General features: G+C 54.9%; 15 protein-coding genes. All 15 read left to right on the plus strand.

Translation table 11 applies throughout. From position 1 onward, the window contains the following. Positions 1-17 precede the first annotated feature (17 nt). Positions 18-1,166: a 1-deoxy-D-xylulose-5-phosphate reductoisomerase gene (locus FKP33_RS02990; protein WP_054797004.1), complete on the plus strand. Its 1,149-nt coding sequence runs from the start codon at positions 18-20 to the stop codon at positions 1,164-1,166. Positions 1,167-1,340: 174 nt separating this feature from the next. Then, positions 1,341-2,609, plus strand: a complete 1,269-nt coding sequence (gene rseP / locus FKP33_RS02995; RefSeq protein WP_127604505.1) for an RIP metalloprotease RseP — start codon at positions 1,341-1,343, stop codon at positions 2,607-2,609. Positions 2,610-2,643: 34 nt separating this feature from the next. Continuing rightward, entirely contained in the window at positions 2,644-4,101 is a 1,458-nt protein-coding gene (gene proS, locus FKP33_RS03000; protein ID WP_141333901.1) for a proline--tRNA ligase, read from the plus strand. Between the two features lie 107 nt (positions 4,102-4,208). After that, positions 4,209-8,525 carry a PolC-type DNA polymerase III gene (locus FKP33_RS03005; RefSeq protein ID WP_127604501.1) on the plus strand — a complete coding sequence of 1,439 codons (4,317 nt, stop codon included), beginning with the start codon at positions 4,209-4,211 and terminating at the stop codon, positions 8,523-8,525. Between the two features lie 183 nt (positions 8,526-8,708). After that, positions 8,709-9,167: a ribosome maturation factor RimP gene (gene rimP, locus FKP33_RS03010; protein WP_054797007.1), complete on the plus strand. Its 459-nt coding sequence runs from the start codon at positions 8,709-8,711 to the stop codon at positions 9,165-9,167. Between the two features lie 50 nt (positions 9,168-9,217). Beyond that, positions 9,218-10,315: a transcription termination factor NusA gene (gene nusA / locus FKP33_RS03015; RefSeq protein ID WP_054799598.1), complete on the plus strand. Its 1,098-nt coding sequence runs from the start codon at positions 9,218-9,220 to the stop codon at positions 10,313-10,315. A 42-nt stretch (positions 10,316-10,357) separates the two neighbouring features. Next, a complete protein-coding gene (gene rnpM, locus FKP33_RS03020; RefSeq protein WP_054797008.1) occupies positions 10,358-10,675 on the plus strand; it encodes an RNase P modulator RnpM in 318 nt (105 codons plus the stop codon). Then, positions 10,662-10,961: a YlxQ family RNA-binding protein gene (locus FKP33_RS03025; RefSeq protein WP_127604716.1), complete on the plus strand. Its 300-nt coding sequence runs from the start codon at positions 10,662-10,664 to the stop codon at positions 10,959-10,961. Before rnpM ends, FKP33_RS03025 begins: the two co-directional genes overlap by 14 nt. Positions 10,962-10,983: 22 nt before the next feature. Further along, positions 10,984-13,878 carry a translation initiation factor IF-2 gene (gene infB / locus FKP33_RS03030; protein ID WP_141333902.1) on the plus strand — a complete coding sequence of 965 codons (2,895 nt, stop codon included), beginning with the start codon at positions 10,984-10,986 and terminating at the stop codon, positions 13,876-13,878. Between the two features lie 14 nt (positions 13,879-13,892). Further along, on the plus strand, positions 13,893-14,249 hold the full coding sequence (gene rbfA, locus FKP33_RS03035; RefSeq protein WP_127604497.1) for a 30S ribosome-binding factor RbfA: 357 nt from the start codon (positions 13,893-13,895) through the stop codon (positions 14,247-14,249). After that, positions 14,246-15,235, plus strand: a complete 990-nt coding sequence (locus FKP33_RS03040; RefSeq protein WP_054795793.1) for a DHH family phosphoesterase — start codon at positions 14,246-14,248, stop codon at positions 15,233-15,235. Before rbfA ends, FKP33_RS03040 begins: the two co-directional genes overlap by 4 nt. Beyond that, complete coding sequence (truB, locus tag FKP33_RS03045) at positions 15,232-16,170, plus strand: tRNA pseudouridine(55) synthase TruB (protein ID WP_127604493.1); 939 nt, start codon at positions 15,232-15,234, stop codon at positions 16,168-16,170. The genes FKP33_RS03040 and truB overlap by 4 nt, the downstream gene beginning before the upstream one ends. Positions 16,171-16,205: 35 nt before the next feature. Next, positions 16,206-17,150, plus strand: a complete 945-nt coding sequence (locus FKP33_RS03050) for a bifunctional riboflavin kinase/FAD synthetase (RefSeq protein ID WP_181410037.1) — start codon at positions 16,206-16,208, stop codon at positions 17,148-17,150. 184 nt (positions 17,151-17,334) lie between these two features. After that, positions 17,335-17,604, plus strand: a complete 270-nt coding sequence (rpsO, locus tag FKP33_RS03055) for a 30S ribosomal protein S15 (protein WP_054795795.1) — start codon at positions 17,335-17,337, stop codon at positions 17,602-17,604. Positions 17,605-17,842: 238 nt separating this feature from the next. Beyond that, a complete protein-coding gene (pnp, locus tag FKP33_RS03060) occupies positions 17,843-19,948 on the plus strand; it encodes a polyribonucleotide nucleotidyltransferase (RefSeq protein WP_127604489.1) in 2,106 nt (701 codons plus the stop codon). The last annotated feature ends 12 nt before the right edge of the window (positions 19,949-19,960 follow it).

Below are 19,960 nucleotides of genomic sequence, written 5' to 3' on the forward strand. Positions count from 1 at the left end.
GCTGGGGGTAGGCCGCAGTGAAAAAGATCAGCATTCTCGGATCGACGGGCTCCATCGGCACGCAGACGCTGGATGTCATCTCGCATGATCCGGAAGCTTACGAAGTCGAAGGCTTGGCCGGCGGTTATAATATCGGCTTGCTCGGGGAGCAGGTCAGGCGCTTTCGCCCGAAGAAGGTAGCGGTGGCGACGCGTGATTTGGCCGAGAGGCTGAGAATCGATGTGCCGGCGGGAACCGAAGTGTTCTATGGCGAAGAAGGGCTGCTCGAAGTCGCTGCGGGGACGGACGCCGAGCTGCTCGTGACGGCGCTTGTCGGCAGTCAGGGCTTAAAGCCGACGCTGGCGGCCATCGAAGCGGGCAAGCACATTGGCCTGGCCAACAAAGAAACGTTAGTAAGCGCAGGGCATTTGGTAACGGCGCTCGCGGAACGGAAGCAGGTTTCGCTGTTGCCGATCGACAGCGAGCATTCCGCAATTTTCCAGTGCTTGAACGGCGAGAATAAAGATCATATACATAACATTACGCTGACCGCGTCAGGCGGATCGTTTCGCGATCGTACACGCGAAGAACTGGCCTCGGTTTCCGTGGAGGATGCGCTTAAACATCCGAATTGGTCGATGGGCGCGAAGATTACGATCGACTCCGCAACCATGGTGAACAAAGGGCTCGAGGTGATCGAAGCGCATTGGTTGTTCGGGTTATCCTACGACCAAATCGAGGTGGTGATCCATCCGGAAAGTATCGTTCATTCGTTCGTCGAGTTCGTCGACTGTAGCATTATTGCACAGATGGGCTTGCCTGATATGCGGGTGCCGATCCAATACGCTTTAACGTATCCGAATCGGATGGTAACGCCTTCGAAGCGTCTGAGGCTGGCCGACATCGGCAAGCTGCATTTTCGGGAAATGGACTTTGCCCGATACCCTTGCTTGGCGATGGCATTTGAGAGCGGCCGAAAGGGCGGCACGATGCCGACGGTATATAATGCGGCGAATGAGGTCGCGGTCGAACGTTTCTTGAAGGGGGACATCTCCTTCCTCGCCATCGAGCGCATTATCGCCGAGGTGATGGCGAAGCATGAGGCGATAGACGGGCCTGACCTGGATACGATTGTCGCGAGCGACGCTTGGGCGCGGTCGGCGGCGGCGCAAATCCGCCGAAGCTGAAGTCCTTGCCCGGGACGGTTGGCAAGCATGTTTGTTCGCGTCCGGTAATATGTTCATATCAAGGGCTCGGCTTGTGTTCCGTTTGTCATTAATGTTAATCTAAGGACATGGAATAGCGCCCTTCCCATGCTAGCAGATGTGAACATTGATGTATTTAAGGAGGCCGTGAACTAGGTGGACGTACTTCAAATCATCGTGCTGAATGTGCTCTTGTTTTTCGTACTCGTGACGGTGCACGAGTGGGGGCATTTTTATTTCGCCAAGCGGGCGGGGATCTTGACGCGCGAGTTCGCGATCGGCTTCGGTCCGAAGGTGCTTTCGTTCGTTCGCGGTGAAACCCGGTATACGCTGAGGCTTCTGCCCATCGGCGGGTTCGTGCGGATGGCCGGCGAAGATCCCGAAATCGTACAGATCAATCCGGGACAACGGATAGCCGTTGCCTTGGAGAATGAAACGGTTACGCATATTTATTTGAACGATTTCGACAGCCGCCGCGGCGCTTTGGAAGGTGTCGTGGAAGATATCGATTTGGAGCGTCAGCTGTTTGTCCGTATGGATGTCGACGGCGCGGCACAGCGCTTTGCCGTTCACCCTCGCGCGCTTATCGTCAGCAAGGAGAAGGAGACGCAGATCGCGCCATGGGAACGCCAGTTTGGCAGCAAGACGGTGGGACAGCGGGCGATGGCCATATTCGCGGGTCCGTTAATGAACTTCATTCTCGCGTTCATCTTGTTCGTCACGGTTGTTTTCGTGGCCGGTATGCCTTTGCCTGATCGGGTGCGCATCTCCGACACCAAGCCCGGTTCGGCCGCGGAGCGCGCCGGCTTGATGGGCGGGGACGTTATCGTTGAAGTGAACGGCGAGAAGATCGGCGGCGACAGCAAAAAGCTGACGACGCTGATTCAAAATTCGCCGAACAAGACGATGACCTGGGTGGTTGAGCGCAACAAGCAGCTCGTTACCAAAGAAGTGAAGCCGGAACTGGATGAGAAAGACCGCGTGATTCGTGTCGGCGTCTCGCTCGGCCCGGATACCCGGCCGGCTACGATCGGGGAAGGAATCAGCAACGGGTGGCGCAGCATGGTTTCCGCTACGACGCTCATCTTGGACGGCTTCGGCAAGCTGGCGACCCTGCAGGTGAAGATGGACGATCTCGGCGGTCCGATCCGGATTGTCGAGTTCACAAGCGAGCAGGCAAGCGCCGGACCGGCCCAGTACATCAACTGGATGGCTGTGATGAGCTTGTACCTGGGCTTGTTCAATTTACTGCCGATTCCGGCGCTGGACGGCAGCCGCCTTGTTTTCCTCGGGTTAGAAGCGGTGCGCGGCAAACCGGTCGATCCGAGCCGGGAGAGCATGGTGCATTTCGTCGGCTTTGCCATGCTGATGCTGCTGATGATCGCCGTCACATACAACGATATATTAAGGCTGATTAAAGGATAAATGAATCGCCGTCTGTAGGGGGAGCATTCGAACCATGTCGAAGGATAAACAGGATAAACAATTCGTCAAAGAAATTACGCCGCAAAGTGAAGATTTCTCGCGCTGGTACATCGATACGATCAAGAAAGCGGACCTGATGAGTTACTCACCGGTTCGCGGTTGTATCGTGTTCAAGCCCGACGGCTATGAAATCTGGGAAAACATTCAGCGCGAACTGGACCGTCGTTTCAAAGAAACGGGTCACCGCAACGCCTATTTCCCGCTATTCATTCCCGAAAGCTTCTTTCAGAAGGAGAAGGAACACGTCGAGGGCTTCAATCCGGAGCTTCCATGGGTAACCGAAGCCGGCGGCGAGAAGCTGGAAGAACGTCTGGCGATCCGCCCGACTTCAGAAACGATGATCGGTCATATGTACTCGGAGTGGATCAACTCGTACCGCGATTTGCCGCTGCTTATCAACCAGTGGGCCAACGTGGTACGTTGGGAGAAGAAAACACAGCCGTTCCTGCGCACCAGCGAATTTCTTTGGCAGGAAGGCCATACGGCGCACGAGGACGAAGCCGATGCCCGGAGAGAAACGATGCAAATGCTGGAAATTTACCGCGATTTCGTGGAAAATTTCTTGGCGATGCCGGTTATCATGGGCCAAAAAACGCCTTCGGAGAAGTTTGCCGGCGCCGTCGATACATTCTCTATAGAAGCGATGATGAAAGACGGGAAGGCCGTGCAGGCGGGGACGTCGCATTACCTCGGCACGAATTTCGCCGTCGCCTTCGATATTAAATACTTGGATCGGGACAATCAGCATACGTTCTGCCATACAACTTCGTGGGGCGTCAGCACCCGTTTGATCGGGGCGCTGATTATGGTGCACGGCGACGACCGGGGACTCGCGCTGCCGCCGAAAGTCGCGCCGACGCAAGTTGTCATGATCCCGATCGGGCCTCCGAAGACGCGCGACCAAGTGATCGCTTGCGTAGACGGTCTGTACGATCAATTGAAGCAAGCCGGCGTGCGTGTGAAGGTGGACGACCGTCAGGATCAAAGCCCGGGCTGGAAGTTCAACGAATACGAGATGCGCGGCGTCCCGGTTCGCGTCGAGCTTGGCCCGCGCGATATGGAGAACGGACAAGTCGTGCTCGTCTCCCGCATCACCGGGGAGAAGCGCGTCGTCGCGCAAAGCCAATTTGTAGAAGAAGTGCAAAAACTGTTGACGGAAACGCAGCAGGAAATGTATGATCGAGCCAAGAAGTTCCGCGATGAGAACATGACCGCAGCCGATACATTGGACGAGCTGAAGGCGTTCCTGCAGCAGAAGCGCGGTTTTACGCTGTCCGGCTGGTGCGGTTCCGACGCTTGCGAGGCGACCGTGAAGGAAGAGACGGGCGCTACAAGCCGGAACATTCCATTTGAACCGGCTGTACGGAAGACCAAATGTCTCGTGTGCGGGGAAGATGCGAAGCATACAGTCGTATTCGGTCGAGCTTATTAAGAAGCGGTTAACCAGGAAAGCATGAACTAAGATAGGGGTACATAAGGGCAAAACGGGATGGAGTTCAATTCCTTTTGCCCTTTGATTGTTTATGGGGGAGGAGCATCATGAGCAGTAGCAGTACGGCTTTAAAACGGGATCGGTTTGAGATGCTGATGCAGCAGGCGAACGTTCCGGCGGATGTCGTGCAGACGTTTTTCGCGGACGGGTACATCGACAAGGTGGAAACGAGCCGTAAAAACCGCGAATGGACGTTCTATATCGTCAAGACGCAGGTCGTGCCCGGAGACATTTATCGTTCGTTTTGTAAAATGATCCGTGACAAATTCGCGCATATCGCGACGATCCGTTTCGTTCTGCAATACACTTCTGACGTGAACCCGGAAAGCGTGGCCCACGAATACTGGAGCATGTTTCTCGAGTGGGTGCAGCGGGAAGCGGCGTCCATCAACGGCTGGATGACCAAAGCCAAGATCGAGGTTCACGGCAAGGTGCTGACGTTGCATTTGCTGGATAGCTTCGGTTTGGAACTCGCGAAGAAGAAAAATATTAACGACTGGATCCGCCAATATTTTAACGGTTTTTTTGGCGTCGATTATCAAGTGAAATACGCTTTGAGCGACTCTCGCGAAGAAGAGCTTGAGAAATTTACGAAGCAGCGGGAGATCGAAGAGAAAGAAGTTACAAGCGTCATTATGACCGCCGTGGAAGCGGAAGAGGCGGCGCAAGCGGCTGTGCCTGATGGCGAAGTCAAGCTGATGGTCGGCTACGATATTAAAGAACCGGCCGTACCGATTCAAGATGTGAAGGACGAGGAGAAGAAAGTAACGGTGCAAGGTACCGTGTTCGGTCTGGATATGAAGGAATTGCGGAACGGAAGCACGTTGTTTACGTTCAATATTACCGATTTCTCAGACTCGATCATGGTGAAATCGTTCGCGAAAACGAAGGAAGACGTGAAGATTTACAGCCTGATCAAAAACGGTACTTGGCTGAAGCTTCGCGGCCGTGTCGAGTATGACCGATTTATGCAAATTCCGGAGCTTGTGATGATCCCGTCCGACGTTAATGAAATCGTAGCTCCCCCTGACCGGAAGGACGACGCGGCAGAGAAGCGGGTCGAATTTCATCTACATACGGCGATGAGCACGATGGACGGCATTACGCCCGTGGATCAATATATCAAAATGGCCGCCAAATGGGGCCATAAAGCGATTGCCGTGACCGATCACGGCGGTGTGCAAAGCTTCCCGGAGGCTTACAAAGCCTCGAAGAAGAATGGTATTAAAGTTATCTACGGCGTTGAAGCCAATATCATTGACGACTCCGTGAAAGTGGCGATGAACGCCACCGATATCGCGTTAGCCGATGCCGAGTATGTCATTTTCGACGTCGAGACAACGGGGCTTTCCGTTACGAACAACAAGATTATCGAGCTTGCCGGCGTCAAGATGAAGGAAGGCAAGGAGATCGGCCGGTTTGCCACGTTCATCGACCCGCACGAGCGGATTCCGTATAATATCCAGCAATTGACGAATATTACCGACGATATGGTGCGCGGAGCGCCGGACATTGCCGAGATGCTGCCGAAGTTTTTGGAATTCGTCGGCGATGCCGTTCTCGTTGCACATAACGCGCGGTTCGATATGGGCTTCCTGAATACGAACTGCAAGCGCCTCGGACTGCCGGAAGTGAACAATCCGGTGATCGATACGCTGGAACTGGCCCGTTTGTTGTACCCGACGATGAAAAATCACCGGTTGAACACGCTGTCCGACAAGTTTAAGGTCAGCCTCGATAACCATCACCGCGCCATCGACGACTCCATTGCGCTCGGATTCGTGCTGTTTCACATGCTGAAGGAGGCGGCGGAGCGCGGGTATACGCAGCTCGACCGGCTGAACGACCAGGTCGGCAAAAACTTGACGACGCAGCGCCCGTTCCACTGCTGCATTTACGCGCAGAACATGATCGGGAAGAAAAACCTGTTCACGCTCGTTTCGCTCTCGCATACCGAATATTTCCACCGGGTCCCCTGCATTCCGAAGAGCAAGCTGCAGGAAATGCGCGAAGGGTTGATCATCGCTTCCGGCTGCGAGAAGGGCGAGCTGTTCGAGACGGTGCTGAACAAGTCCATGGAAGAAGCGGAAGCGGTCGCCGAGTTTTATGACGTGCTCGAGATTCAACCGACGAACGTGAACATGCACCTGGTCGAGAAGGGGCTGGTCGGCAGTCCTTCACTGCTGGAGGACGCAGCCAGACGCATCCTGCAAATCGGGCGCAAGCTCGGCAAGCCGGTCATCGCGACGGGCAACGTTCACTACCTGCACCCGCGCGAGAAAATAAACCGCGATATTACGATTCACGGCATTACCGGCTTCAGCCCGCTCAAGGACATTCGCAAGCCTGACGTTCATTTCCGTACGACGAAAGAAATGCTCGCCGAATTCGAGTTCCTCGGAAAGGAGGACGCCTTCGAAGTCGTCGTTCACAACACGGCGGAGCTTGCAGACCGTTTCGAAGAGCTGGAGCTGTTTCCGACGAAGCTGTTTACACCGATCATCGAGGGCGCGGATGACGAAATTCGTAATAAATGTTACGAGACCGCGCGCAGCATCTACGGCGAGCCGATACCGGAAGTGGTGACGGCGCGTCTGGAGAAGGAGCTAGTCCCGATTATTAAATACGGCTTCTCGGCAAACTATCTGATTTCCGAGCGGCTTGTGAAGAAATCGAACGAGGACGGTTATCTCGTCGGCTCGCGGGGCTCGGTCGGTTCGTCCGTCGTCGCTACGTTCCTGGGGATTTCCGAGGTTAACCCGCTGCCGCCGCACTATATTTGCCTGTCGTGCAAGCATAGCGAATGGATTCTTGACGGCTCGATTCCTTCCGGGTTCGACCTGCCGGATAAAGCCTGCCCGAACTGCGGCGAGAAGCTGAAGGGCGAAGGGCAGGACATTCCGTTCGAAACGTTCCTTGGCTTTAAAGGGGACAAGGTTCCCGATATCGACTTGAACTTCTCCGGAGAATACCAGCCGCACGCCCACAACTACACGAAGGTGCTGTTCGGCGAGAAGAACGTGTTCCGGGCCGGTACGATCGGTACGGTCGCGGAGAAGACGGCTTTCGGATTCGTGAAGAAGTATGAAGAGGATCAAGGCAAAAAGTGGCGCGGCGCCGAACTGAGCCGTCTGGCTTTAGGATGTACCGGCGTCAAGCGAAGCACCGGCCAGCATCCGGGCGGTATCGTCGTCGTGCCGGACTACATCGACGTCAATGACATTACCCCCGTGCAGTACCCGGCGGACGATACGAGCGCCGACTGGAAGACAACGCACTTCGACTATCATGCCTTCGACGCGAACTTGCTGAAGCTCGATATTCTCGGGCACGATGACCCGACGATGATGCGGATGCTGCAGGACTTGACGGGCGTCGATCCGACGACGATTCCGATGAACGATCCGAAGGTCATGAGCATGTTCAACTCGGTCGAAGCCCTGGGCGTGACGCCTGAGAAAATCCGCACGCCTGTCGCCACCTACGGGGTGCCCGAGATGGGGACGAAGTTCGTGCGCCAGATGCTGGAAGAAGCAAAGCCGTCCAGCTTTGCCGATCTGCTGCAAATTTCCGGACTGTCGCACGGTACGGGCGTGTGGCTCGGCAATGCGCAGGAGCTGATCAAGAAAGGCATCTGTACGATCAAAACCGTTATCGGCTGCCGCGACGACATCATGCTGTACTTGATTTATAAAGCGGGGATGGACGCGGGACTGGCCTTCAAAATTACGGAAAGCGTACGGAAAGGGAAGGGCTTGACCGAAGAGTGGAAGGAAGAGATGAAGAAGCATAACGTGCCGGCCTGGTATATCGATTCTTGCGAGAAGATCGAATACATGTTCCCGAAGGCGCATGCCTCGGCATACGTGATCTCGGCCGTACGTACCGCCTACTTCAAGCTGTACCATCCGATCGCCTATTACGCGACGTACTTCTCGGTCCGTGCCACGGACTTTGAACTGGACCTGCTCTGCCAAGGCTATGACGCGATTCTGCGCAGGCTGATTGAAATTGAGGAAAAAGGGTTCCAGGCGCTGCCGAAGGAGAAGAACATGATCTCGATTCTCGAGATGGCGCTCGAGATGACGGCGCGCGGCTTCTCCTTCAAGCCGGTCGATCTGTACAAATCGGACGCCACGAAATTTCTCATTGAGGGCGATTCGCTCATTCCTCCGTTCTCCGCGATTGCCGGTATCGGGGAGAACGCGGCGAAGAACATTGCCGCCGCCAGGGAAGCGGGTCCATACTTATCGATCGAAGATTTTCAAAGTCGCAGCAAAGCGTCGAAGACGATCATTGAGCTGCTCGGCAGCATGAACTGCTTCCGCGGCTTGCCCGAAACGAATCAGCTTTCGCTGTTCTAAGGAAGACGGACGGCGCGGGAGCCGGAAGGCGCCCATGTTGCATAAACAATCGCACTTATGGTATAATCTGCTATGGTGGTAACAATGTAATATCTCGAAACCGGAGAGTGGGGCAACCCACTCTTTACATTTTGTATTAGGGTTTTCGGCGACTCGTCTCATATAGATAGGAGGAATAGACGTTTGAGCAATCAGATCAAATCGACGGTGGAAGCTTTGGTTCGTCCGTACCTGGACGAGAACCGGTTTGAGCTTGTCGACATTGAATATGTGAAAGAAGGCGGCAATTGGTTCTTGCGAGTGTATGTTGATAAAGAAGGCGGGATCGATATTGACGATTGCGGCCGTATTAGCGAATACCTTAGCGGCAAGCTGGATGAAACCGACCCGATCCCGGACGCTTACTTCTTGGAGGTGTCTTCGCCGGGCGCAGAGCGTCCTTTGAAGAAGCCGCAAGATTATGAACGTGCTGTCGGTCAGCATGTGTTCATTACGACCTATGAGCCTATCGATGGACTGAAGGAATTCGAGGGCACGCTGCGATCGTTCGACGAGAAGACGGTCGAAGTTGAAATCGGCAAGAAGAAGCACAGCCTGCCGTTTGATAAAGTGGCAAGCGCCAGACTGGCTATTTTATTTTAATTGCCGCCGCGCGCGGTTTCGCATTTTATGAGAGGGGGAACTCCATTCAAATGAACATGGATTTTATCGAAGCTTTAAATGAAATTGAACGGGAGAAAGGGATCGCTAAGGACTTGCTGATCGATGCGATCGAAGCGGCCTTGATCTCGGCCTACAAACGCAACTTTAACACGGCTCAGAACGTGCGCGTCGATATTAACCGGCACACCGGTTTGATCAAAGTGTATGCACGCAAAACTGTCGTAGACGAAGTGCTCGATCCGCGTCTTGAAATTACGCTTTTTGCCGCAAGAGAAATGAATCAGAATTACCAGCTTAACGATATCGTCGAGATCGAAGTGACGCCTCGCGATTTCGGACGCATCGCTGCGCAAACAGCGAAGCAAGTCGTGACGCAGCGTATTCGGGAAGCTGAACGCGGGCTTATCTACAACGCTTACGTCGATAAAGAAGAAGATATCGTCAACGGTATCGTGCAGCGCCAGGACCAGCGAAACCTGTACATCGATCTCGGCAAGATCGAAGCGGTCATGCCGCTTACGGAGCTGATGCCGACCGATAAGTTTAAACAAGGCGACCGGGTCAAGGCGTATATTACGAAGGTAGAGAATACGACCAAAGGACCGCAAATCGTCCTGTCCCGCACACATCCCGGCTTGCTGAAACGACTGTTCGAGCTCGAGGTGCCTGAAATTTTCCAAGGCGTCGTTGAGATTCGGTCCGTCGCCCGCGAAGCCGGCTTTCGTTCGAAAATCGCCGTTTACTCCCGCAACGCGGAGGTCGATCCGGTCGGCTCCTGCGTAGGACCGAAGGGGATGCGCGTGCAAACGATCGTCGGCGAGCTGAAGGGCGAGAAAATTGATATCGTCCGCTGGGTCGACAGCGTGGAAGAATATGTGGCGAACGCACTCAGCCCGTCCAAGGTTATCGAGGTGCAGGTGTTCGAAACGGAGAAAATGGCCCGTGTCATCGTGCCGGACTACCAGCTATCGCTGGCGATCGGCATCAAGGGCCAGAACGCGCGTCTTGCTGCCAAGCTGACCGGCTGGAAAATCGACATCAAGAGCGAGACACAAGCCGAACAGGAGTATGGACGTCCGAAGACCTACACGGAAGAGATGCATCAGGATTCGGTCAGCATCGATTAAGCGGTCGTATCGACCTGTTAGCCATACGGGGGGGAGCAACGGATGAAGCCTAGAAAAACACCGCTGCGCAAATGCGTAGCCTGCCAGCAAATGATGCCCAAGCGGGAGTTGATCCGCGTCGTCAAAACCCCAACCGATGAGCTGCTCATCGATCTGACGGGCAAGAAAGCCGGACGCGGCGCCTACCTATGCGGCAAGTCTTCTTGCTTTAAGCTGGCGAAGAAATCGCGGGCCCTCGATCGGGCGCTGAAGGCGCAGGTCAGCCCTGAAATTTACGACGCACTGGAGCAAGATTTTATAAAGGTCGAAGACGAGTTTATTGCTGGAAAGCATGCGGCGGGTGATGATGACGATGAATGATCGTTTTTTTAATAATTTAGGGCTTGCGATGCGCGCAGGAAAACTGGTGACCGGGGAAGATATGGTTATTGAATCGGTTCGGCACGGGGATGCTAAGCTTGTTATCGTCTCCGAGGACGCTTCTGCCAATACCCTGAAGAAGCTCAGCGATAAATGTAGTCATTATCAGGTTCCTATTCATCAATACGGCAGCCGGGATCAGCTGGGAGCCAGTATCGGGAAAGAAGCGCGAGTCGTCATTGCCGTAACCGATGCGGGATTTGCGCGATTGTTATTGAAGCAGTAAAATCGCTCGGAGGTGGACTGTATTGACAAAACAAGATAACAATAAGGATAAACTAAGAGTATACGAATACGCGAAATCATTGAACATGAGCAGTAAAGAGATTATCACGATTTTGAAACGACTGGGCCTTCCGGTCAACAATCATATGAGCGTAATGGAGAACGATGCGGTGAATAGTGTAGAGAAATTTTTCAAAGATATTAAAGCAAATGCGGCGGCCAAACGCAGTGATTCCGGTTCGAGCCAAGGCTCGAACAAACCGGCCGCGAATACGAATCGTCCAGAGTCGAAACAGCAGACCGTAGCCGTCCAGCCGAAACCGGACCAGCGTCCGGCTTCCGCGCAAGTGCAGACGGCATCGCCTAGACCGAGCGGCAGCCAGCAAGAGGAAAGACCGCAGGGCGGTCAAAGCGGCGAGCCTCGCCAAAGCGCTCAAGGTCAAGGCGGCGGCGGATATCGCCAAGGCGGCCAAGGTCAAGGCCAAGGCGGCGGGCAAAACCGTCAGGGCGGCCAAGGTCAGGGCGGTGGATACCGCCAAGGCGGCCAAGGCCAAGGTCAAGGCGGCGGGCAAAACCGTCAAGGCGGCCAAGGCCAAGGTCAAGGTCAAGGCAGCGGGTACCGTCAAGGCGGCCAAGGCCAAGGTCAAGGCGGCGGGTATCGTCCAGGCGGTCAAGGCCAGGGTCAAGGCGGCGGGTACCGTCAAGGCGGCCAAGGCCAAGGTCAAGGCGGCGGGTATCGTCCAGGCGGTCAAGGCCAGGGCCAAGGCAGCGGGCAAAACCGTCCAGGCGGTCAAGGCGGCGGCCAAAGCTCGTTCGGCGGTGGTCAAGGTAACCGTACAAGCGGCCCAAGCCGTCCGCAGGGAACTCAAGGCGGTTCGACTCCAGGCAGCGGCCAAGGTCAACGCAGCCGTCCCGGCGAATCGCGTCCGAACGATCGCGACCGTCGCGATTCCGGTCGTCCTGCGACTATTCCTCCGAAACCGGTGGGAGCGGTTGTAGATATCGACGGTGACGATGCAGGGGCTAAAGCGAAAAAGGCCAGACCGCCGCAAAGGCAGTTCGATAACCGAGGCGGCAATCGCGGCCCGGGCAACCGCGGCAACGGCAGAAACCAGGGCAGGGGCGGTCGTTTCCAACAAGAGCCGCCGAAGCCGAAGATCGACAACACGCCGAAGAAAATTATCGTGCGCGGTACGATGACGGTCGGCGAGTTGGCTAAATCGCTGCATAAAGACGCTTCCGAGGTCATCAAGAAGCTGTTGTTCCTCGGCGTGATGGCGACCATCAACCAGGAGCTTGATTTGGACGCGATTCAACTGCTTGCTTCCGATTACGGCGTTGAGGTCGAACTGAAAATTCCGGTGGAGGAAGACAAGTTCGAGAATTTCGAAGAGAAGGACGACGACGAAGATTTGCAGGAGCGTCCTCCGGTCGTCACCATCATGGGTCACGTCGACCACGGGAAGACGACGCTGCTCGATGCGATTCGCAAAACGAATGTGACGGAAGGCGAAGCCGGCGGTATTACGCAGCATATCGGGGCGTACCAAGTTGAAACGAACGGTAAAAAAATTACGTTCCTCGATACCCCGGGTCACGAAGCGTTCACTTCGATGCGCGCCCGCGGCGCCCAGGTGACCGATATCACGATCATCGTAGTCGCAGCGGACGACGGCGTTATGCCGCAAACGATTGAGGCGATCGCCCATGCCAAAGCGGCCAAAGTGCCGATTATCGTGGCGGTTAACAAAATCGATAAGCCGGATGCGAATCCGGATCATATCAAACAAGAGCTTACGGCCTACGAGCTCGTTCCGGAAGAGTGGGGCGGCGATACGATTTTCTGCAACATTTCGGCCAAGCAGCGGATCGGGCTTGAGAATTTGCTCGATATGATTTTGCTCGTATCCGAAGTTCAAGAATTTAAAGCGAATCCGAACAAGCGCGCAAGAGGTACGGTGATCGAGGCCGAGCTGGATAAAGGTAAAGGGCCGGTCGCTCGCGTCCTCATTCAGCACGGTACCCTTAAAGTCGGCGACAGCTTTGTAGCCGGCGTACACTTCGGCCGCGTTCGGGCTATGGTTAACGATAAAGGCAAGAAGTTGAAAGAAGCGGGTCCATCCACCCCGGTCGAAATTACCGGGATGACCGAAGTGCCGCAAGCCGGCGATCCGTTCCTCGTGTTCGAGGATGAGCGCAAAGCAAGGGCAATCGCCGAGAAGCGTGCGATTACGCTTCGTCAGTCGGAGATGGGTGCGAATTCCCGCGTAACGCTGGACGATCTGTACAAACAGATCAAAGAAGGCGAAGTCAAGGATCTCAACGTCATCATCAAAGCGGACGTGCAAGGTTCCGCGGAAGCGTTGAAAGGCTCCCTCGAGAAGATCGACGTGGAAGGCGCTCGCGTGAAAATCCTGCTTAGCGGCGTAGGCGCCGTCACCGAGTCCGACGTTATTTTAGCCTCGGCCTCCAACGCGATCATCATCGGCTTCAACGTCCGTCCGGAGCCGCAAGCGAAAAACACGGCCGATCAAGAGAAGGTCGACATTCGACTCCACAGCATCATCTACAAAGTGATGGAAGAGATCGAATCGGCGATGAAAGGACTGCTCGACCCGACCTATAAAGAAGTGGTCATCGGTCAAGCGGAGGTTCGCAATATTTTCAAAGTGTCCAAAGTCGGAACGATTGCCGGCTGCATGGTCACCTCCGGTAAAATTAACCGAAACGCCGAATTGCGCGTCATTCGCGGCGGTATCGTAGTATTTACAGGGAAAGTCGACTCGCTCAAGCGGTTCAAGGACGACGTCAAAGAAGTCGCTCAAGGCTACGAGTGCGGTATATCTGTAGAGAAATTCAACGATATTAAAGAAGGGGACACGATTGAAGCCTTCGTCATGGAGACTGTAGAGAGGTAAGAGGTGAGGACGCTATGGCAAAAATTCGCGTGGGCCGAGTTGGCGAGCAAATTAAAAAAGAAATCAGCCAAATCATCCAATCTGAACTGAAAGATCCGCGAATCGGTTTCATTACGGTAACCGGCGTTGACGTTACGAACGACTTTTCACAGGCCAAAGTTTACTTAAGTGTCTTGGGCAGTGATGAGCAGAAGCAAGAGACGTTGAAGGCGCTTGGGCGCAGCAGCGGTTTCATCCGTGCCGAGCTCGGCAAACGGATCCGGATGCGTAAAATTCCGGAGCTCTTGTTCAAATTCGACGCGTCGATCGACTACGGCTCCAAAATCGAATCGCTCCTTCATCAGATTAATGAAGGGAACGCGAATCTATGAGCAGCGGATCGGACTATGCCGTACAGCTTCAAGCGGCTGCCGATTTCATCCGGGGGAACGACGATTTTCTGGTGGTGTCTCACATGCAGCCTGATGGGGACGCCGCCGGGTCGACGTTCGGCGTCGCCTGGATGCTGCACGCTATGAACAAGCGCTTTACCTTGATCAACGAAGGACGGATGCCGGAGAAATTTAAGTTTATGGCCGGCTCTCTCCCCATTATCGATTACGAGAAGGACCGCCCGAACCGTATGTTCGGGAAGGTCATCTCCGTCGATTGCGCGGACTTCGGACGAATCGGCAAAGTGAAAGACTGCTTCGAGCCGGACGCCCTCCTGCTGAACATCGATCATCACGCGACCAACGATCTGTTCGGAACGGTGAACGTGGTGAAAGCGGATGCGGCGGCAACGGTTGAAGTGCTGTACGATTTAGCTGTTGAACTGGGCCTGCCCTTTAGTGCGGAATGGAACGTCTGCATTTATTCCGGACTGCTAACCGATACCGGGGGGTTCCGCTATTCGAATACGTCGCCGAAGGTGCTGCAGATTGCAGCTGATTTATTAAATCGCGGCGTTCAGGGGCACGATTTGGCGGAAAGACTGCTCGAAACGATGACCTTCGGACAAATTTCATTGCTGAAGAAAACGTTGAACACTCTTTCGTTCTCTCACGATAACCGGATCGCTTGGCTGTCGGTTTCGCTCGATGATTTACGTTCGTCGGAAGCGGCCAGCGAGGATATGGACGGGCTGGTCAATTATGCCCGTAACGTCGAGGGCGTCGAAGTCGGCATGATGTTCAAGGAGAAGCAGCCGGGGGTTGTGAAGGTCAGCCTGCGATCGGGCGGACAGGCGAACGTCGCAGAGCTCGCGCAGCGGTTCGGAGGCGGAGGTCATGTGCGCGCGGCAGGGTGCACGATCCACGGTACCTTGGAGGAAGCGATCGAACGCGTCGTACAGGAAGTAGGGATGGCGCTCTCATGACGTTGGAAGGCATTTTACCGATTTGGAAGCCGAAGGGCTACACCTCGCACGATGTTGTGGCGAAAGTGCGCCGTATTTTAAAAATAAAACGAATCGGACATACCGGCACGCTCGATCCGCAAGTGACCGGCGTGCTTCCCCTATGTATCGGACGTGCTACGCGTGTCGTGGAGTATATCCAGGATTTGCCCAAGGAGTACGAAGCTAACGTCTGGCTGGGCCTGGCTACCGATACCGAAGACTTGACCGGCACGACCATCGAGCGGATGGAAGGCGTCTCCGAGCGACTAACCCCCGAACAGGCGGTCGAAGCTATCAACCGGTTCGTCGGCGATATCGAGCAAGTGCCGCCGATGTATTCCGCGGTTAAAGTCGAGGGGAAACGCCTTTACGAGCTGGCTCGTCAAGGCGTCGAGGTCGAACGGAAGTCGAGAGTCGTTACGATTTATCGGATCGATGTGCTGGAGACCGACTGGAGCGGCGAGTATCCGGCCGTACGCTTTCGCGTACTTTGCTCCAAAGGCACCTACATCCGCACGTTGTGCGCCGATATCGGCAAGGCGCTCGGGGTTCCGGCGGTCATGGCCGAACTGGTGCGTACGTCGACCGGCAATTTAACGCCGGAACGGTGCTTAACGCTCGAGCAGGTGCAGCAGCTGGCCGAGGAAGGCGTCTTGGCCTCGCACCTTGTCTCTATGGAAGAAGCGCTGCGCCATCTGCCGCAGGTGCGTCTTCATGCGGACCAAGTGGCGAAAGCGCTGCTCGGTCAGAAGCTTCGCTTGGACGAAGATCAGCGTGTCGGGCTTGAACGATTACAGCCGGATGAAACCGGACAAATCGCCGCTTATTCCGATGGGGAACCGGAGCTTTTGGTCGGCGTGTACGAATGGAATGCAGAATCAGGCCTGCTGCGGCCGGTCAAAATTTTTTCGTAATTTTCGTAATGGGATTGTAGGTGAACGTAACGATGATGCATACGGTATCGCTTTCGTTTCCGCTGGAAGGGCCAGAGCGGTCTGGCCGTCGTCCGCAGGTGCTGGCGATCGGTGATTTTGACGGTGTGCACCTGGGGCACCAAGAAGTGATACGCCTTGCGGTGGAGCGAGGCCGGGAACTTGACAGCGGCGCAGCGATTATGACGTTTCATCCTCATCCGAGGGAGCTGCTGGGGATGAAGCATTACGTGCAGCTGCTTACTCCGCTGGCATTGAAGCACGAAGTGTTAAGCGGGCTTGGCGTGGACATGACGTATGTGGTCGAGTTTAACGAATCGTTCATGCGCGTCAGTCCTGAGGACTTCGTCGAGCATATGCTCGTGCCGCTCGGTTTGGACACCGTGTTTGTCGGTTTCGACTTTACGTTCGGTTATAAAGGGGCAGGTACGCCCGATACGCTGTGCGAGCTGGCGAAGGGCCGTTTCGCCGTCGAAATCGTGCGCCCGTTTCACCTGCACGGAGACAAGGTCAGCAGTACGAGAATTCGCAGCTGTCTGCAGGCCGGAGACGTGCGCGAAGCGGCGGAGCTGCTTGGACGAGCCTACGAGCTTCAGGGCGATGTCGTGCACGGCGACGCACGCGGCCGCACGATCGGTTATCCGACGGCCAATATCGCCTTATCCGACCCTTATGTGCTGCCCGCCAACGGTGTTTACGCCGTCGAAGTGTTCGCACGAGGGCGCTGGCACGGCGCGGTGATGAATGTCGGCGTGAAGCCGACGTTCACGGACGGCTTGCTTCAACCGACCTTGGAGGCGCATTTGTTTGACTTTAGCGAGACGATTTATGGAGAACGCGTGAAAGTGCGGATGGTCGACTATATTCGGGCCGAGCGTAAATTCGCGTCGATTCAGGAGTTGATCGCACAGATCGGTCAGGACGCCGATCGTGCCAAACAGACGCTGATGGAAAAGAAATAACAGCTGCAAGCGGATTTTATTTTACTTTTATCTATCCGATATGCTATACTATGAAACGTTGTCGAATCGGGATTCGATAGAATCTATCGGATTTCGCCTTGCACATACATCCGTAGCGTGGAGAATCGAGACTCCGACGGTCTCTGGGCTACCGGAGATATACTTATATGGAGGTGAATCAACAATGGCATTGACACAAGAGCGTAAACAGGAATTGATCCAAACGCACAAGACTCATGAAAATGATACAGGGTCCCCTGAAGTGCAAATCGCGATCCTGACGGAAAACATCGTGAACTTGACGAGCCATTTGAAGACGCACAAGAAGGATCACCATTCTCGTCGCGGTCTGCTCAAAATGGTCGGTCAACGCCGTAAGCTGCTGACGTACTTGAAAAACAAAGACGTTAAGCGTTACAGCGCACTGATTGAGAAACTCGGTCTTCGTCGTTAATTCGCGGCTAATTCCACAATCAAAGCAACCACGTTTGTCCTTGGGGCGCTCCAGATCGTTTGCATTTGGATGCACGGGGATTCGGGGTTGCTTTTTTTGGCTAATGTTTTCGCAAAAAGAAGGAAATACTAACCATTACATAGAATGGTTTAGTACAACAGTTCCGTGCGAACGGGCATACATAGGCATATCTCGAAGGCTCATGTTATGAACGAACGCCAACACTAGGAGGTTTTGTATGGAAAGTAAGGTTCAGATGGATCTTGGGGGCCGGACTCTCGTGCTGGAGACCGGACGATTGGCGAAGCAAGCCAACGGCGCGGTCGTTGCCCGCTACGGGGAAACGGTCGTATTATGTACGGTGACGGCTTCTGCCGAACCGAAAGATTTGGATTTTTTCCCGTTAACAGTGAACTACGAGGAGCGTTTGTACTCCGTAGGTAAAATTCCGGGCGGTTTCATCAAGCGCGAAGGCCGTCCGAGCGAGAAAGCGATATTGGCTAGCCGGCTGACCGACCGCCCGATTCGTCCGTTGTTCCCGGAAGGATTCCGGAATGATGTTCAAGTCGTTGCGATCGTGATGAGCGTAGACCAGGATTGCACGCCGGAGATGGCTGCCATGATCGGCGTATCCGCGGCGCTTAGCATCTCCGACGTTCCGTTCAGCGGTCCGGTCGGCGGCGTTATCGTAGGCCGGGTAGACGGTCAATTCGTCATCAATCCGACGCTCGCGCAAGCGGAGAAGAGCGATATTCATCTGGTGGTCGCCGGCACGAAGGATGCGATCATGATGGTCGAAGCGGGAGCGGACGAAGTGCCGGAAGAAGTGATGCTCGAGGCGATCATGTTCGGTCATGACGAAATCCGTAAGATCGTAGCGCTGCAGGAGCAGCTCGTGGCGCAAGTCGGCAAGCCGAAGATGGAAGTGAAACTGCACACGGTGGACGCTGAAGTGAGCAAGGCGGTTCGCGAATTCGCTCAAGCCCGTCTCGTGGAAGCGGTCAGAATTCCGGAGAAGCACGCACGCCAAGATGCGATCGACGCGATCAACGCAGAAACGAAGGAACATTTCATCGCGGTGTACGCGGAAACACCGGATAAGATGGATGACGTTAAAGAAACGTTGTACGATATCGTGAAGGAAGAAGTCCGCCGCCTGATTACGCACGATAAAATCCGTCCGGACGGACGAGCTCTGGATGAGATTCGCCCGATCGAATGCGACATCAATTTGCTGCCGCGTACGCACGGCTCCGGCTTGTTTACGCGCGGTCAAACGCAAGCCTTGTCCATTTGTACGCTTGGCGCGCTGGGCGACGTGCAAATTTTGGACGGGATCGATTTGGAAGAATCCAAACGGTTTATGCATCACTATAACTTCCCTCCGTTCAGCGTAGGCGAAGCAAGACCTCTTCGTCCTCCGGGCCGCCGCGAAATCGGTCACGGCGCTTTGGGCGAACGCGCCCTGGAAGCGGTCATTCCGAACGAAACGGACTTCCCGTATACGATTCGTCTTGTATCCGAGGTGCTCGAGTCGAACGGCTCGACGTCGCAGGCCAGCATTTGCGCAAGCACGCTCGCGATGATGGATGCAGGCGTTCCGATTAAAGCGCCGGTTGCGGGCGTTGCGATGGGGCTCATCAAGGACGGCGATCAATTCTCGATTTTGACCGACATCCAGGGGATGGAAGATCATCTCGGCGATATGGACTTCAAGGTAGCCGGAACGGCGAGAGGCGTCACAGCGCTGCAGATGGATATCAAGATCGACGGCATCGACCGCGACATCCTCGCGCAATCGCTGGAGCAAGCGAAGACGGGCCGGATGTACATTTTGGATAAAATGATGGAGCGCATCTCCGAGCCGAAGTCCGAGCTTTCGCAATACGCGCCGAAAATCGTGACCATGCAGATCAATCCGGACAAAATCCGCGACGTGATCGGGGCCGGAGGTAAAATCATCAACAAAATCATTGAGGAAACCGGCGTGAAAATCGACATCGAGCAGGACGGACGCGTATTCATCGCATCGTCGAACAGCGAGATGAACGAGAAAGCCCGTTCCATCATTGAAGGCATCGTACGCGAAGTAGTCGTCGGTGAAATTTATTTAGGCACCGTGCGGCGTATCGAGAAATTCGGCGCGTTTGTAGAGATTTTGCCGGGTAAAGACGGCTTGGTCCATATTTCTCAGCTGTCCACCGAACGTGTGGCGAAAGTGGAGGACGTTGTGAAGATCGGCGACCAAATTACGGTCAAGGTAACCGAAATCGACGCTCAAGGTCGGGTCAACCTGTCGCGTAAAGTACTGCTTACACCTCCGAGCACTCCCGCACAAACTTAATAATCCGCGCTG

The sequence above is a fragment of the Paenibacillus sp. tmac-D7 genome, from assembly GCF_006519665.1.
GTDB lineage: Bacteria > Bacillota > Bacilli > Paenibacillales > NBRC-103111 > Paenibacillus_G > Paenibacillus_G validus.

Excerpts from the sequence above, each read along its gene's own strand:
- proS (WP_141333901.1), top strand. The coding sequence starts at position 2,644 with ATGTCGAAGGATAAACAGGATAAACAATTCGTCAAAGAAATTACGCCG.
- FKP33_RS03005 (WP_127604501.1), top strand. The coding sequence starts at position 4,209 with ATGAGCAGTAGCAGTACGGCTTTAAAACGGGATCGGTTTGAGATGCTG.
- nusA (WP_054799598.1), top strand. The coding sequence starts at position 9,218 with ATGAACATGGATTTTATCGAAGCTTTAAATGAAATTGAACGGGAGAAA.
- rnpM (WP_054797008.1), top strand. The coding sequence starts at position 10,358 with ATGAAGCCTAGAAAAACACCGCTGCGCAAATGCGTAGCCTGCCAGCAA.
- FKP33_RS03025 (WP_127604716.1), top strand. The coding sequence starts at position 10,662 with ATGACGATGAATGATCGTTTTTTTAATAATTTAGGGCTTGCGATGCGC.
- rbfA (WP_127604497.1), top strand. The coding sequence starts at position 13,893 with ATGGCAAAAATTCGCGTGGGCCGAGTTGGCGAGCAAATTAAAAAAGAA.
- FKP33_RS03040 (WP_054795793.1), top strand. The coding sequence starts at position 14,246 with ATGAGCAGCGGATCGGACTATGCCGTACAGCTTCAAGCGGCTGCCGAT.
- truB (WP_127604493.1), top strand. The coding sequence starts at position 15,232 with ATGACGTTGGAAGGCATTTTACCGATTTGGAAGCCGAAGGGCTACACC.
- FKP33_RS03050 (WP_181410037.1), top strand. The coding sequence starts at position 16,206 with ATGCATACGGTATCGCTTTCGTTTCCGCTGGAAGGGCCAGAGCGGTCT.
- rpsO (WP_054795795.1), top strand. The coding sequence starts at position 17,335 with ATGGCATTGACACAAGAGCGTAAACAGGAATTGATCCAAACGCACAAG.
- pnp (WP_127604489.1), top strand. The coding sequence starts at position 17,843 with ATGGAAAGTAAGGTTCAGATGGATCTTGGGGGCCGGACTCTCGTGCTG.